At 72.0% G+C, this 13823-nt stretch carries 14 protein-coding genes; 7 read left to right on the top strand and 7 right to left on the bottom strand.

Annotated elements, in window-relative coordinates:
* Nucleotides 1-33: 33 nt before the first annotated feature.
* Together ACFY0I_RS02775 and ACFY0I_RS02780 are read right to left on the bottom strand one after the other, a co-directional pair.
* Nucleotides 34-1230, bottom strand: coding sequence for a globin domain-containing protein (locus ACFY0I_RS02775; RefSeq protein WP_388889128.1), 1197 nt, complete (start codon nt 1228-1230; stop codon nt 34-36).
* Nucleotides 1231-1398: 168 nt separating this feature from the next.
* Nucleotides 1399-1857 (bottom strand): RrF2 family transcriptional regulator, encoded by a 459-nt coding sequence (locus ACFY0I_RS02780; protein WP_388889130.1) that lies wholly within the window; start codon nt 1855-1857, stop codon nt 1399-1401.
* Between the two features lie 248 nt (nt 1858-2105).
* Between ACFY0I_RS02780 and ACFY0I_RS02785 the strand changes: the two genes are divergently transcribed.
* The 4 genes from ACFY0I_RS02785 (at nt 2106) to ACFY0I_RS02800 (ending at nt 6031) form a co-directional block, all read left to right on the top strand.
* Nucleotides 2106-3512 carry a family 2B encapsulin nanocompartment shell protein gene (locus tag ACFY0I_RS02785; protein ID WP_388889133.1) on the top strand — a complete coding sequence of 469 codons (1407 nt, stop codon included), beginning with the start codon at nt 2106-2108 and terminating at the stop codon, nt 3510-3512.
* Nucleotides 3512-4558 (top strand): family 2 encapsulin nanocompartment cargo protein polyprenyl transferase, encoded by a 1047-nt coding sequence (locus ACFY0I_RS02790; RefSeq protein ID WP_388889135.1) that lies wholly within the window; start codon nt 3512-3514, stop codon nt 4556-4558. The genes ACFY0I_RS02785 and ACFY0I_RS02790 overlap by 1 nt, the downstream gene beginning before the upstream one ends.
* Nucleotides 4559-4741: 183 nt before the next feature.
* Nucleotides 4742-5335 carry a GNAT family N-acetyltransferase gene (locus tag ACFY0I_RS02795; protein WP_388889138.1) on the top strand — a complete coding sequence of 198 codons (594 nt, stop codon included), beginning with the start codon at nt 4742-4744 and terminating at the stop codon, nt 5333-5335.
* Nucleotides 5336-5446: 111 nt separating this feature from the next.
* A complete protein-coding gene (locus ACFY0I_RS02800; RefSeq protein ID WP_388889141.1) occupies nt 5447-6031 on the top strand; it encodes a dihydrofolate reductase family protein in 585 nt (194 codons plus the stop codon).
* A 296-nt stretch (nt 6032-6327) separates the two neighbouring features.
* On the opposite strand, the gene snpA is transcribed toward ACFY0I_RS02800, so the two are convergent.
* Complete coding sequence (snpA, locus tag ACFY0I_RS02805) at nt 6328-6984, bottom strand: snapalysin (protein WP_388889143.1); 657 nt, start codon at nt 6982-6984, stop codon at nt 6328-6330.
* Nucleotides 6985-7190: 206 nt separating this feature from the next.
* On the opposite strand from snpA, the gene ACFY0I_RS02810 reads away from it, so the two are divergent.
* The 3 genes from ACFY0I_RS02810 (at nt 7191) to ACFY0I_RS02820 (ending at nt 10122) form a co-directional block, all read left to right on the top strand.
* On the top strand, nt 7191-8123 hold the full coding sequence (locus ACFY0I_RS02810) for a LysR substrate-binding domain-containing protein (protein ID WP_388889146.1): 933 nt from the start codon (nt 7191-7193) through the stop codon (nt 8121-8123).
* Between the two features lie 147 nt (nt 8124-8270).
* Complete coding sequence (locus ACFY0I_RS02815; protein WP_388889149.1) at nt 8271-9188, top strand: DUF4097 domain-containing protein; 918 nt, start codon at nt 8271-8273, stop codon at nt 9186-9188.
* 1 nt (nt 9189) lies between these two features.
* Entirely contained in the window at nt 9190-10122 is a 933-nt protein-coding gene (locus ACFY0I_RS02820; RefSeq protein ID WP_388889151.1) for a helix-turn-helix transcriptional regulator, read from the top strand.
* A 25-nt stretch (nt 10123-10147) separates the two neighbouring features.
* On the opposite strand, the gene ACFY0I_RS02825 is transcribed toward ACFY0I_RS02820, so the two are convergent.
* From ACFY0I_RS02825 to ACFY0I_RS02840, 4 genes are all read right to left on the bottom strand, one after another.
* Nucleotides 10148-10708 (bottom strand): Clp protease N-terminal domain-containing protein, encoded by a 561-nt coding sequence (locus tag ACFY0I_RS02825; protein ID WP_388889154.1) that lies wholly within the window; start codon nt 10706-10708, stop codon nt 10148-10150.
* Complete coding sequence (locus ACFY0I_RS02830; RefSeq protein WP_243336126.1) at nt 10708-10917, bottom strand: helix-turn-helix domain-containing protein; 210 nt, start codon at nt 10915-10917, stop codon at nt 10708-10710. The genes ACFY0I_RS02825 and ACFY0I_RS02830 overlap by 1 nt, the downstream gene beginning before the upstream one ends.
* A gap of 77 nt (nt 10918-10994) precedes the next feature.
* A complete protein-coding gene (locus ACFY0I_RS02835; RefSeq protein ID WP_388889157.1) occupies nt 10995-11957 on the bottom strand; it encodes a zinc-binding dehydrogenase in 963 nt (320 codons plus the stop codon).
* Nucleotides 11958-12140: 183 nt separating this feature from the next.
* A complete protein-coding gene (locus tag ACFY0I_RS02840) occupies nt 12141-13343 on the bottom strand; it encodes an NADP-dependent malic enzyme (RefSeq protein ID WP_388889159.1) in 1203 nt (400 codons plus the stop codon).
* Nucleotides 13344-13823: the final 480 nt, after the last annotated feature.

The raw sequence follows: 13823 nt of genomic DNA on the forward strand, positions 1-13823 counted from the left end.
TTCGTACGCCGAGCGAGCGGTTCCGGCCGGCCGTCAGGCCGATGCCAGCCACAGGTCCGGGCCGAACACCTCGTAGTGGATGTCCGACGCCGGCACCCCCTTGGCGATCAGCTGCGCGCGCACCGCCCGCATGAACGGCAGCGGTCCGCACAGGTAGGCGGTGGTGCCGGGGGCGACGGGGACGTCCGTCAGGTCGACGAGGCCGGTGGCGTCGCCGGGCTCCGCCGACTCCTCGTACCAAAAGCGCGCCGAGGCGTCGGCGAGCTTGTGGGTGAGGGCGCGGTGGTCGGCGCGCAGGGCGTGGTCGGCGGGGGAGCGGTCGGCGTGCAGGACGCTGACGGGCGCGGCGTGGCCCGTCTCGGCCAGGTGCTCCAGCATCGACAGCATCGGGGTGCAGCCGATGCCGGCCGACGCGAGCAGCACGGGCGCGGAGCCGTCCCGCAGGACCAGGTCCCCGTACGGGGCCGAGACGCGCAGCCGGTCGCCGGTGCGGACCCGGGCGTGCAGGTGGTTCGAGACCTCACCGTCGGGACCGCCGGCCGCCGGGCCGTGGACGCGCTTGACGGTGATCGCGCGGATCGGGGAACCGGGGGCCCGGGAGAGGCTGTACTGGCGGATCTGGCGGGCCCCGTCGGCGAGTTCGACCTGGACGGAGACGTACTGGCCCGGCCGGAAGTCGGGGGCCGGGGCGCCGTCGGCCGGGGTCAGGTGGAAGGTGGCGCAGTCCGCCGTCTCCTCGACGCGCGCGGCCACCGTCCACTCCCGCCACACGTCCCCGGCGAGGATCCGCCGCTCGGCGTACAGGCGCTCCTCGATGGCGGCGAGGGCGTTGGCCATCAGCCAGTAGACCTCGTCCCAGGCTTCGGCCACCTCGGGGGTGACGGCCTCGCCGAGGATCTCGACGATCGCCGCGAAGAGGTGCGTGTGGACCACCGCGTACTGCTCGCGGGTGACGCCGAGCGAGGCGTGCTTGTGGGCGATGCGGCCGAGCATCACGTCGGGACGGGTGCCGGGGTTCTCGACCAGGTGGGTCGCGAAGGCGGCGATCGAGCCCGCGAGGGCCTGCTTCTGGAGGCCGGCGTTCTGGTTGCCGCGGTTGAACAGGTCGCGGAGCAGCTCCGGGTGGGCCGCGAACAGCTTGCTGTAGAAGAGCTCCGTGATGTCGCCGATCGCCGCCCCGACGGCGGGCAGGGTGGCGCGTACGGTCGCGGTCGACTTCTCGGACAGCATGGGAGCTCCTCGCGTAATTGGTATGTGACATGCATATTCAAGGGCCGAAAAAAAGGCCCGTGACGGTGCGGACGTTTGTTCGCACCGCCCTGCGCTCCCGGCCCGGGCGGGCGGGGCGGCGGACCGAACCGGCCATCCGGCCCGCGTCGGCGGGCCTTCGGTCCCGCCTCAGGCCGGACCCGGAGCGCCGGCGCCGGATCCGCCCGAGAGGCTCAGCAGCAGCGGGCCCGTCGGGCTCGCCACCAGGTCATTCACGGTGAGCGGGTCCAGTGCGGCGAAGAACGCCTCCTGGGCCCGGCGCAGCGCGCCGCGCAGGACGCACGCGCCGCGCAGCGGGCAGGGGGTGGCGCCGTCGCAGTCCACGACATCGCCGGCGCCCTCCAGTTCGCGCACCACGCCACCGATCGAGGCGGCCCGGCCGGAGGGGGTGAGCGCGAGCCCGCCGCCCCGGCCCCGGCGCGCCTCGACCAGCCCCAGATGCTGGAGCCGGGCGACCACCTTGGTGGTGTGGGTGTACGGAACCTGCATGGTCGCGGCCACTTCCCGGGTCGTGGGGAGGTCCGCCTCCTCGACGGCCAGGCGCATGAGCACGCGCAGCGCCAGGTCGGTGAATCGCGTCAGCCGCATGCCCGTAGCCTAGGAAACTTGCATGGGAGATTCAAGTTAAAGCCGGGGGTTGCGACCGTCGGGCGCGGGCGGCCTGCCCGTAATGGCCGAAAACAGTGGTCCGCCGCCGGCGGCGCGGACAGGTGGGACCGCTGAGGATGCCCACACCCACACGGAGTAGTCCCACCCTTTTGTGTAATGGTCCGGCTGCGTTGCGTACTGGAAGGCTTTCGTACCGCATACCCATGGAGTGATCGAAAGGGAAAGACATGTCGGTCCAGGCAGGTTCCGAAACCGAAGCCCAGACACCGCAGCGCAGTCTCGGCACTTCGGCCGCGCGGAACTTGGCAACCACGACCAAGTCCGCGCCGCAGATGCAGGAGATCACCTCGCGGTGGCTCCTGAAGATGCTCCCGTGGGTCCCCGTGCAGGGTGGTACGTACCGCGTCAACCGCAGGCTGAGCTACTCGGTCGGCGACGGGCGCGTCGAGTTCATCAAGACCGGGACCCAGGTCCAGGTCATCCCCGCCGAACTCGGCGAACTGCCCCTGCTGCGCGACTACGACGACGAGTCCGTCCTCACCGAACTCGCCGCCCGCTGCCAGCAGGTCGACTTCGAGGCCGGTCAGGAACTCACCTCCTTCGGCAACACCTCCGACAAGGTCTTCCTCCTCGCCCACGGCCGCATCGACCACGTCGGCCCCGGCCCCTACGGCGAGGACGCCGTCCTGAGGACCGTCGCCGACGGCGCCTACTTCGGCGAGGACGCCCTCACCGACGACGAGGCCATCTGGGAGTACACGGCCCGCGCCGCCACCTCCGGCACCGCCCTCGTCCTGTCCCGCCAGGACTTCCAGCTCCTCGCCGACCGGGTCGACTCCCTGCGCGAGCACGTCGAGGAAGTCCGGACCGCGCCCGCCCAGCGCACCAACAAGTACGGCGAGGCCGCGATCGACCTCTCCGCCGGCCACCAGGGCGAGGCCGTGCTGCCCGGCACCTTCGTCGACTACGAGGGTTCGCCGCGCGAGTACGAGCTCTCCATTGCACAAACGGTCCTTCGCGTGCACACCCGCGTCGCCGACCTGTACAACCAGCCGATGAACCAGACCGAGCAGCAGTTGCGGCTCACGGTCGAGGCGCTGCGCGAGCGCCAGGAGCACGAGATGCTCAACAACCGCGAGTTCGGTCTGTTGCACAACGCCGAATACGACCAGCGCATCCAGCCCCACGACGGCGCGCCCACGCCCGACGACATGGACCAGCTGCTGAGCATGCGGCGCGGCTCCAAGATGTTCCTCGCGCACCCCAAGGCCATCGCCGCCTTCGGCCGCGAGTGCAACAAGCGCGGCCTGTATCCGGAGGCCATCGACATCGGCGGGAACCGGGTGCCGTCCTGGCGCGGCGTGCCGATCTTCCCGTCCAACAAGATCCCGATCAGCGACGCCCGTACGACCTCCATCCTGTGCATGCGCACCGGCGAGGAGGAGCAGGGTGTGATCGGCCTGCACCAGCCCGGGATCCCCGACGAGATCGAGCCGAGCCTGTCGGTGCGGTTCATGGGCATCAGCGAGCAGGCGATCATCTCGTACCTGGTCACCGCCTACTTCTCCGCCGCGGTACTGGTGCCGGACGCGCTCGGTGTCCTGGAGAACGTCGAGATCGGCCGCTGGCGCTGATGACCCCCAACGCCGTCGCCGCGGGCGAGGGACAGGAAGCGGCGGTCCTGCTGGAGCGCACGAGGGAAACGGTCAACCCGCGGCTGCGCCGGACGGTCGAGAGCCTGCCGGGCTCCATGCGGGACGTGGCCATGTACCACTTCGGCTGGCAGGAGGCGGACGGCAGGCCGGCCGCGGGCAACGCGGGCAAGGCCATCCGGCCGGCGCTCGTGCTGGCCTCGGCGCAGGCCGTGGGCGGATCGCCCGGAGTCGCCGAGGACGCCGTACGGGCGGCGGTGGCCGTGGAGTTGGCGCACAACTTCACGCTGCTGCACGACGACGTCATCGACAAGGACGTCCAGCGCCGGGGCCGGGCCACGGCGTGGACCGTCTTCGGCATCCCGGACGCGGTCATCACGGGCGACGCCATGATGGCGCTCGCGCTGCGGCAGCTCGCCGAGGACCCGCACCCGGCCTCGGCGGCGGCCTCGGCCCGGCTCGCGACCTGCGTCATCGAGCTCTGCGCGGGGCAGCAGGCGGACTGCGCCTTCGAGCGCCGGCCGGACGTCTCCCTCGACGAGTGCCTCACGATGGCGACGGCCAAGACCGGCGCCCTGCTCGGTTGCGCGTGCGCGCTGGGCGCGCTGTACGCGGGGGCCGGGCCGGAGGAGGTCGACGCGATGGACGCCTTCGGCCGGGAGGCCGGGCTGGCCTTCCAGTTGATCGACGACCTGATCGGCATCTGGGGCGATCCCGGACACACCGGCAAGCCGGCCGGGGCCGACCTGGTCGCCCGCAAGAAGTCCCTCCCGGTCGTGGCCGCCCTCACCTCGGGCACCGAGGCGGGGGCGGACCTGGCGGCGCTGTACGCGGGGCCGATGACCGCGGACGACGTACGACGGGCGGCCCGCGCCGTGGACCGGGCGGGTGGCCGGGACTGGGCGCAGGCCCACGCCGCCGACCGGATGGGCCGGGCGGTGCAGGAACTGTCCCGGGCCGTCCCGGACCTCGCGGCGGCGGGGGGCCTGCTGGCGCTGGCGGAGTTCGTCACGCGCCGGACGAAGTGACGCGCGGGACGAAGTGACGCGCCGGGCGGAGTGAGGCTCCCGGCGAAGCGAACACGTAGGGCAGGTTCGCGGGCCCGAGGCCTGTTCCGGCACCGCTGTGGTGCCGGAACAGGCCTTTCTGCGCCGGAGCGTCAACTCTAGGATCATTCACGGTTGTTGACACGTGAGTGAAGGGTGTGACCTGTGGTGCTGGAGATACGTCAGGCGGATCATTCCGAGCGGGACGCGGTGGCGCGGCTGCTCGACGAGGCCTTCCGGGACGACCCGGTCAGCACCTGGGTCTTCCCCGATCCGGAACACCGGGCCGCCGTTCACGGCAAGTTCCTCGGCGTCTTCGTCGACGTGGCCCTGGAGGAGGGCCGGGTCGACCGTACGGCCGACGGCGCCGCGGCCGCGCTGTGGCTGCGGGTCCCGGCGGGCGAGCCGGAGGGCGAGGACGAGGTCCCGGCGCGGATGCGCGCGGTGGCCGATCCCGACAACGAGCGCTGCGAGCTGGTCGGCCGGCTCACCGGGGAGGTCCATCCGACCGCCGAGGAGCACGAGTACCTGCTGATGATCGCCGTCGCGCCGGACCGGCAGGGCGAGGGGCTGGGCACCGAGCTGATCCGGCCGGTGCTGGAGCGTTGCGACCGCGACGGGGTGCCCGCCTACCTGGAGGCGAGCAGCGAGCGCAGCATGCGCCTGTACGAGCGGCTGGGCTGGGAGTTCACGGGCCGGACGGTGCGGCTGCCCGGGGGGCCGCAGATGTGGCCGATGTGGCGCAAGCCGCAGGGCTGAGGTTCGTCCGTCCCGGGTTCCCCGAAAAAGGGGCTGGGCAAAGTACTTCATGTGAAGTACTTTGCTTGACGTGCCCCGGAGCGGTGGCACGGTCCAGTGGAAGAGAATCGCTTGCGCAAGCTCACGTACTTCATCGCCACCACGGTCGACGGCTTCATCGGGGCCCCGGACGGCGACGCCGATTTCCTCTACGGCCACCTCGACGCCGAGTTCATCGCCCACCTGACGGCCGAGTACCCGGAGACGATCTCCGCGGCGGGGCGCGTCCAGCTCGGCATCGAGGACGCCGCCCCGAAGCGGTTCGACGCGGTCCTCATGGGTCGTCGCACCTACGACCCGGGCCTCAAGGCGGGCATGACCAGCCCCTACGGGCACCTGCGCGAGCAGTACGTCGTCTCGCGCACCCTCGTCGGGACTCCCGATCCGCAGGTGACCCTGATCTCCGGGGACGTGGCCGCGAAGGTCCGCGAGCTCAAGGCCCGTGACGGGCTCGGCATCTGGCTGTGCGGCGGCGCCGATCTCGCCGGGCAGCTCGGCGACGAGATCGACGAGTACATCGTGAAGACCTACCCGGTCGTCGTGGGGACCGGCATGCCGATGTCCCGGGCCGGATTCGGGATGCGTCCGCTGGAGCTGACCGGCTGCACCGTCCTCGGCGGCGGCCAGACCGTCACGAGCTACACCGTCAAGCGCTGACCCGCCGCACGCGCGGAAACCGGCCCGCCGTGAAGGCGTGGCCGGTGGCGGCGCGCGCGGGGCGGCGCTCGTCCCGCGGGGCCGGGCGCGAGCAGCAGACGCGCCCGGGCCGCGGGAGCCCCGTCGAGGGTGGTTCGTAGGGGTCGACCACGTCCCTCCGGAGGCCCGCTGGGGCACCTCCGGAGGACCGCGGGGAGGCCGCGAGGCCGCCCACGGGCTCACGAGCCGATGGTCAGCGCTTGGAGCCGAAGATCAGCCCTTCGAGCCGAAGGCCAGCCCGAAGGTCAGCCCGAAGGTCAGCCCTTCGAGCCGAGGCCCGAGGCGGCCAGACCGTTCGCCCAGAGCTGGTTCACGCGCGACCGCTCGGTGCTGTTCGGGGTGGCGTTCTGGCACGAGGTGCCCGGTCCGCCTCCCGACATCAGCTCGCTGCACGGACCCGAGTAGTGGTCCGGCAGCCCCAGCACGTGGCCGGTCTCGTGCGAGGTCACCCGGGTGGAGTTGTACTGCTGGTTCTGCCGGTAGTCCAGGAAGATGTAGCCCCGGCCGTGCCCGTCCGTGCTCGCGTACGAGCCCCGGGAGTCGTTGCCCTCGCGGTACGAGAAGTTCCCGCCGGAGGCCACCTCCTGCAGCTTCACGTTGGTCACCGAGCTGTTCCAGATCCGCGTGGAGTTGGCTATCTGGGTACGGAAGCTGGGCGCGCTGCGGGTGTTGTAGGTGACGGTCACGGCGAGGGCGCCCGGGTTCGCCGCGCGCTGCTCGGCGACCGAGCGCTGCACGGCGTCGAAGAAGGCGCGGTTGGCGCTCTCGTTCTCCTGCGAGCGCTCGTACGCCGCGTAGGAGGAGGGGGTGCCGGCGGGGGCGGCGGCGCTGGCGGTGGGGACGATGCCGCCGAGCGCGGCGGCGACGCCGAGACCGACGGTGGCGGCCAGCGTGGCCTTGCGGGAGTGGCGCATGTGGGGGAGCTCCTACTCATCCGGTGTGGGGGTGGTCGTTCGGTACCGGAGTCTGCGGGAGCACCAGGGGCCGGCGGATGATGTCAGCGCCCGATAACACGGGCCTATCGGGAAGTTTTCGGTAGGCCAACTGGAGTGAGAATGGCGGGATTCGGGGGGCTATCGGTGGCTGGTGCGGTCCACCGGCGCCGCCCTACTCTCGGGTCATGGAGCTCGAGGTGAGGCACCTGCGCGCGCTGTGCGCCATCGCCGATGCCGGCAGTCTGCACAAGGCCGCGCGGCAGCTCGGCGTGAGCCAGCCCTCGCTGACGACCCAGTTGCGGCGCATCGAACGGGCGCTGGACGGCGAGCTGTTCCTGCGCGAGCGGACCGGCTGTCGGCCAACCCCCTTCGGGCGCACGGTACTCGGGCGGGCGCGACCGTTATTGGCCGAGATGGCGGCGCTGGTCGCCGAGGCGCGGGCCGCCGCGCACGGGCCGCGGCTGCGGATCGGCTCGACCGCGAGCCGGGCCCTGCCGGGATGGCTGCGCAGGCTCCACCGAAGACACCCGGACGCCGAGACCTCGCTGGTCGTCGACGTCTCGGCCAACGTGCTGCTGCGGATGGTGGACGCCGGTCAGCTCGACGTGGCGTTCGTCCACGAGGTGGAGGGCAGCCCGCTGCGGGTGCCGGCGGGACTGCAACTGCACGTGCTGATGGAGCGCGAGCCGCAGTTCGTCTCCATGTCCCGGGACCATCCGGCGGCGAGCTCGCCCATCGTGAAGCTGGCCGACCTCGCGCGCGACCGGTGGACGGTCGACCCCTCCGTCGACGGCGAATGGGACGGTCTGCGGCGGGTGTTCGTCGGAGCCGGACTCGATCCGCCCGTCCTGCACGCCGACTACCACACGGCGACCTCGCTGATCATCTCCGGCGAGGCCGTGGCGCCCTGCCAGCCCACGTCCGGGCCGCGGGAGGACATGGCCATCCGGCCGCTGTCGGGGGACCCCCTCGCCGTGCGGCTGCTGCTCGCGACGCGGCCGGGCGCGCACGCGGAGGTCTTCGAGGACCTGCGCGCCGCCTACCGGGAGGTGGCGCTCGGCACCCCGCCGTACCGGGCGTGGCTGCGGCACCACGGGAACCGGCTGCTGGTGGCCTGAGCCGTCCCGGTGCCCGCAGGGCGGTCACGGCACCCGGGCCGCTTTCCGTTGTATCGCGACATGCTGCTTGACTTCCCCGGTCCGCGATATATCGTGTTCCTACGAGACGCGATATGTTGCGTGCCGTCCACGAGGAGGAGCAGCACCATGACAGAGCAGATGACGTGGTCCGTCGCCGCACCCCAGAAGCTCGTCTTCGAGCAGCCGGTGACGGAGCTGCGCGTCCGCGTCGTCGGCGGCACGGTCAACGTGGTCGCCGCGGACGAGGGCTCCGCCCGGCTGGAGGTGGCCGAGGTCGAGGGTCCGCCGCTGCATGTGGTGCAGGAGGGCGGTGTGCTCACCCTGTCCTACGAGGACCTCCCGTGGAACGGCTCGCAAGGCCTCAAGAAGTGGTTCGAGGGCAAGCCGTGGAAGGCCTGGTCCGGGTCCTCCGAGGACGGCCGCAAGGCCTGGGAGCGCAGTGTCGGCGTCACCGTCGCCGTGCCCGCCGGCACTCGCGTCCAGGTGGCCGCCGTCAGCGCCGCCACCTTCGTCTCCGGCATCGCCGGTCCGGTCGACGTCAACGGGGTCTCGGGCGACACGACGCTCGTCGGACTCTCCGGCCGGGTCAAGGCGCACACGGTCTCGGGCAGCGTCGAGGCGCAGTCCGTCACCGGTGAGCTGGGCTTCCACTCGGTCTCCGGCGGCCTGACGGTGGTCGACGGTTCCGGCGGCAGCGTACGGGCCGACTCGGTCAGCGGGGACATGCTCATCGACCTGGCCCCGGACACGGCCGCGCCGAAGCCGGTGGAGATCTTCCTGAACTCGGTCTCCGGCGAGGTCGCCATCCGCCTCCCGCACCCCGCCGACGCCAAGGTGGAGGCCAACACCGCCACCGGCGGCGTCTCCAATGCCTTCGAGGACCTCCGGGTCTCCGGTCAGCTCGGCGCCAAGCGCATCACCGGCACCCTGGGTACGGGCGCGGGCACCCTGCGGGCCACCACGGTCTCCGGTGCCATCGCGCTCCTGCGCCGCCCCCCGGCCGAGGCCGACGCCCCCCTCCAGCTCGACAAGAAGGTGCTCTGACATGCCGCCCGTCTTCGCCCACGGCCGCCTCCGCCTCTACCTCCTCAAGCTGCTCGACGAGGCCCCGCGCCACGGGTACGAGGTGATCCGGCTGCTGGAGGAACGCTTCCAGGGCCTGTACGCGCCGTCCGCCGGCACCGTGTACCCGCGGCTGGCCAAGCTGGAGGCCGAGGGGCTCGTCACCCACGCCACCGAGGGCGGGCGCAAGGTGTACTCGATCACCGAGGCGGGCCGCGCCGAACTCGCCGACCGGGTCGGTGAACTGGCCGACCTGGAGCTGGAGATCCGCGACTCCGTCTCCGAGCTCGCCGCCGAGATCCGTGACGACGTCCGGGGCGCCGCCGGCGACCTGCGCCGTGAGATGCGGGCGGCGGCCGCTGCCTCCGCGACGGCGACCCACGTCGAGGACGAGTCCTGGAAGGCGGCCAAGGAGGAGCTCCGCAAGGCGAAGGCCGAGTGGAAGGAACAGGCCCGCCGGGCGAAGGACGAGAGCCGCCGGGCCCGCGAGGAGGCCCAGCAGGCCCGCCACCAGGCCAAGGAAGCGCAGGAGCGGGCCCGCGAGGAGGTCCAGCGGATCGCGGCTCAGCTCCAGGAGCAGTTCACGAAGCCGGGCGGGGTCCTGGGCAACCTGGCCGGAGCCTGGCTGGGCGGCGGGGCCAACGGCGGCAACGGCGGACACGGGGCCGACACCCGCAGCGCCGGCGCGGACCGGGCCGCCGGGACGACGACGACCCCGGACCACGGGTGGGCCGAGGACCTGACGGCCGGCTCCGACCCGGCGCGGGACCTGGACCGGCTGCTGGACCGCTTTCGCGACGACGTGCGCGACGCGGCCCGCGACCACGGCGTGACCCCGGCCCAACTGGCCGAGGCCCGCGCCCACCTCGCGGCGGCCGCCGGCCGCATCGCGGCGGGGTTGCGCCCGGGGGCGTAGCCCCCGCCGGCGGGCGGGGGGTCGGTCAGGCGGCCAGGCCCCGCTCCGCCGTCGCGTACGTGACGCCGTGGTCCGCGAGGACCTCGGCGACCGTGCCGGGCCGCGAGAGCAGGGCCAGCAGCAGGTGCAGGGTGCCGATGTGACGGTCCTTGCGGCCCAGGGCGATCCGCAGGGACTGCTCCAACGCCTTCTTGGCGCCCTGGGTGAAGGGGACGTGACGCCGGTCGGGGTCCGGGCGCCCGAGCGCGGAGCGCAGCGAGGACCCCAGGGTCCGCCGGCGCGGCGCCGGCGAGGACAGGGCGCCCGCGCCGTGGGTCTCCTCGAACCGGGCGACGATCTCCCCGAGGTCGATGCCCAACCCGGCCAGGGCCTCCTCGTCGGCCCGGGACATGCCCCCGCGCCGCCGGGCCTCGGCGAGGGCCGCCGCCACCGACTCGCGGTCCACCCCCAGCGGTTCAAGGGCGCCCAGGGTCAGCAGGGAGAGCAACAGGTGCTCCTCGGACACGGTGGCCGCGCCCACGTGCCGGGCCTCGGTCACCGCCCCCGACACCGCGTCGCGGGCGTCCCGGGTGAAGCGTTCGAACATCACAGCCTCCCGTGTTTCTTGTGCACGGCCTGCCGGCTGACGCCCAGCTCGGCCGCGATCTCCTGCCAGGACCAGCCCTGCGCGCGGGCACCGCGTACCTGTACGGCCTCCAACTGCTCCAGCAGGCGGCGCAGGGCGGCCACGGCGCGCAGGCCCACGCGGGGGTCCCGGTCTCCGGCTCGTTCGGCGAGATCGGTGGCTTCCGTCATGGATGTCAATGTAGGTTGACAAGGGAGGGCTGTCAACCCACATTGACGGACGGCGGGCCGGCGCGGCGGCCGGGAGGTCAGACCGTGAGCACGACCTTCCCGAACAGGTCGCCCGACTCCAGCTTCTCGAAGCCCTCGCGCGCCCGGTCCAGGGGCAGCACCTCGTCGATGACGGGCCGCACCCCGGTTGCGGCGCAGAAGGACAGCAGGTCCTCCAGCTCGTCCTTGGTGCCCATGGTCGAGCCGACGACCTTCAGCTCCAGGAAGAAGATGCGCGTCAGCTCGGCGTTCGCGGGCCGGTCGCCGCTGGTGGCGCCGGAGATCACCAGGGTTCCGCCCGGCCGCAGGCACTTGATCGAATGCGACCAGGTGGCGGCGCCCACGGTCTCGATGACGGCGTCCACCCGCTGCGGGAGCCGCGCGCCGGGCTCGAACGCCTCCACCGCGCCCAGCTCCACGGCCCGCCGGCGCTTCACGGCGTCCCGGCTGGTCGCGAAGACGCGCAGGCCGGCCGCCCGGCCCAGCACGATCGCGGCGGTGGCGACCCCGCCGCCGGCGCCCTGGACGAGGACGGAGTCGCCGGGACGCACCCCGGCGTTGGTGAAGAGCATCCGGTAGGCCGTCAGCCAGGCCGTGGGCAGGCAGGCGGCCTCGGCGAAGGACAGCTCGGCGGGCTTGCGCAGGACGTTCCAGGCGGGGACGGTCACCTGTTCGGCGAAGGTGCCCTGGTAGCGCTCGGTCAGGATCGAGCGCGGCTCGTCCGGGCCCACGCCGTGGCCGCTCTGGCCGATCACGGAGTGCAGGACGACCTCGTTGCCGTCCTGGTCGGTCCCGGCCGCGTCGCAGCCGAGGATCATCGGGAGCTTGTCCCCGGAGAGCCCCACCCCGCGCAGCGACCACAGGTCGTGGTGGTTGAGGGAGGCGGCGCGGACGTTGACGGTCACCCAGCCCGGACGTGCCCCGGGGGCCGGGCGTTCGCCCAGTACGAGGCCGCTCAGCGGCTGGTCACGGTCGATTCGGGCGGCGTAGGCAGCGAACATGCCGCGACGCTACCGCTCGGTAGGGTCGGGATTCCAGAGTTACCGCGGCCGGGTCGTGAGGCCTTCGTCGCATCGACCGGGCAGGGGCGCGGGGAGTCGATCGCGCCGGGCGCCGAAAAGGGTGAGGCCCGGCCGGAACGTTCCGGCCGGGCCTCACCCGTGGAGCTGCGTACCGCCCGCCGATCAGACGAGGCGTGCCACACCGTCGGCCTTCGCCGCGGCGGCGACCGCGGCCGAGACGGCCTCGGCGACGCGCGCGTCGAACGGCGAGGGGATCACGTAGTCGGCGGCGAGCTCGTCACCCACGACGCCGGCGATGGCGTCGGCGGCGGCGATCTTCATGCCTTCGGTGATCCGGGTCGCGCGGACCTTGAGGGCGCCCGCGAAGATGCCCGGGAAGGCCAGCACGTTGTTGATCTGGTTCGGGAAGTCCGAACGGCCCGTCGCCACGACCGCCGCGTACTTGTGCGCGACGTCCGGGTGGACCTCCGGGTTCGGGTTGGCCATGGCGAAGACGAACGCGTCCTTCGCCATCGAGGCCACCGCCGCCTCGGGCACCGTGCCGCCGGAGACGCCGATGAAGACGTCCGCACCGGCCAGGGCCTGCTCCAGCGTGCCCGTGCGACCCGTCTTGTTCGTCAGGCCCGCGATCTCGGCCTTGACGTCCGTCAGGTCCGAGCGGTCCGCCGAGACGACGCCCTTGCGGTCGGTGACGCAGACGTCGCCGATGCCCGCGTCCACCAGGATCTTGGCGATGGCGATGCCCGCCGCGCCGGCGCCCGAGATGACGGCCCGCAGGTCGCCGAGGGTGCGACCGGTGAGCTTGGCGGCGTTGCGCATGGCGGCCAGCGTCACGATGGCCGTGCCGTGCTGGTCGTCATGGAAGATCGGGATGTCCAGCGCCTCCTGGAGGCGCCGCTCGATCTCGAAGCAGCGGGGGGCGGAGATGTCCTCCAGGTTGACCCCGCCGAAGGACGGGGCGAGACGGATGACCGTCTCGATGATCTCGTCCGTGTCCTTGGTGGCGAGCGCGATCGGAACCGCGTCCACACCACCGAACTGCTTGAAGAGAATGGCCTTGCCCTCCATCACGGGGAGGGAGGCTTCCGGGCCGATGTCACCGAGTCCGAGAACGGCCGTACCGTCGGTGACGACGGCGACCACATTGGACTTCCAGGTGTACTCGTTGACCAGGTCCGGCTGCTCGGCGATGGCGCTGCACACCTTCGCCACGCCGGGGGTGTACGCGAGGGACAGGTCGTCCTTGTTGAGGACGGGCACGGTGGCCTGAATGGCCATCTTGCCGCCCCGGTGCAGTGCGAACACCGCGTCGGGGTTGTTGTCCGTCGCACTGTCACTGCGAGGGTTGACGATCTCCGCTGCCACTTTGTGTGACCCCTTAAGTCCTTTGAATCGTTGAGGGTGGCCACTCCTGGTTAAGGGGTGGGCGGGCACCGCGTCCGTACTCCACGTCGACGGTTGGCCCGTCTCCGCGGAGGGGAGGTTCGTACGCGCGGGCGCGCCGCACGCGCGCCCTGAGCCCCGGATGAGGGGTGTAAGGATCTGTTCTACCCGAAGAACGCTCGGCCGGACGAGTCGATTCCCGCACGATCGTAGGCTCCTTGTCCCGGTTTTGGCTAAAAGTCCAAACCTCGGTGTCCAACAACCGAGACGCGCCGCAAAAACTGAGGCGAAAGCGGCTGGTCACAGGCTTTTGTGCGGCGCTGACAGCCGTTCCCCGCAGTCCTGTTGGGTGATCGGGGTCGCCCGTTATCTGATTTTGACCTTATGGGCAGTCTGAATGCGTCAGTCCGAATGGCAAGATGCCGTAATCACACAAGGTCGCGACACTCGATGGTGCGTGCC

Source organism: Streptomyces sp. NPDC001568 (genome assembly GCF_042893755.1).
Taxonomy (GTDB): Bacteria; Actinomycetota; Actinomycetes; order Streptomycetales; family Streptomycetaceae; genus Streptomyces.